This is a genomic window from Mycobacterium sp. 1245499.0 (assembly GCF_001673615.1).
Lineage (GTDB): Bacteria > Actinomycetota > Actinomycetes > Mycobacteriales > Mycobacteriaceae > Mycobacterium > Mycobacterium europaeum_A.
Genome location: NZ_LZMG01000074.1, coordinates 1 through 739 on the forward strand (window position 1 = coordinate 1; position 739 = coordinate 739).

A 739-nucleotide genomic window follows, 5' to 3' on the forward strand; every position below is an offset into this window, starting at 1 on the left:
CGCTGCGAGAAGCAGCGCCGGCGCATCCCAGCCGTCGAGCACCCCGTGATCAATTCCCTGGCCCGCCAAGCACCCTCGGTCGAACTCGGCGCCACAGCAGTCCAGGCCATCGCCGAGGCGACCCTGATCAGCCGCGCTGAAGCCGCCCGCCGCCTCAACGAGGCACGCGATTTGGGCCCGCGCCACGGCCTGACCGGCGAACCGCTGGGCCCGATGCTGCCCGCCACCGCCGCCGGACAACGCCGGGGCGAGCTGGGCGCGGGCCAGGTGGCGGTGATCCGCAAGTTCTACCACCAGCTGCCCGGCTGGATCGACATGCCGACCCGCGAGCGGGCCGAAGCGCGGCTGGCCACCGAGGGCAGCCGGTTTCGCCCCGAACAACTCGCCGGGTTGGCCCGCACCCTGGCCGACTGCCTCAACCCCGACGGCACCTACACCGACGACGACCGCGCGCGGGCGCGTGGTCTGACCCTGGGCAACCAGCAGGCCGACGGCATGTCGCCGTTGCGCGGCTGGCTGACCCCCGAAGCCCGCGCCACCCTGGAAGCCGTCCTAGCCAAACTCGCCGCCCCCGGGATGTGCAACCCCGACGACGACACGCCCTGTGTGGACGGCGCACCCACCCAAGACGCCATCGAGCGCGACCCACGCTCGGCCGCCCAACGCCAGCACGACGGACTCAACGCCGCACTGCGCTGGTGCTGGCCTCCGGGAACCTGGGTCAGCACAACGGGTTACC

General features: G+C 72.8%; 1 pseudogene. It reads left to right on the forward strand.

What is annotated here, in order from left to right:
* Positions 1-739 (forward strand): annotated as a pseudogene (locus tag A5646_RS03760) (13E12 repeat family protein); the annotation flags it as partial.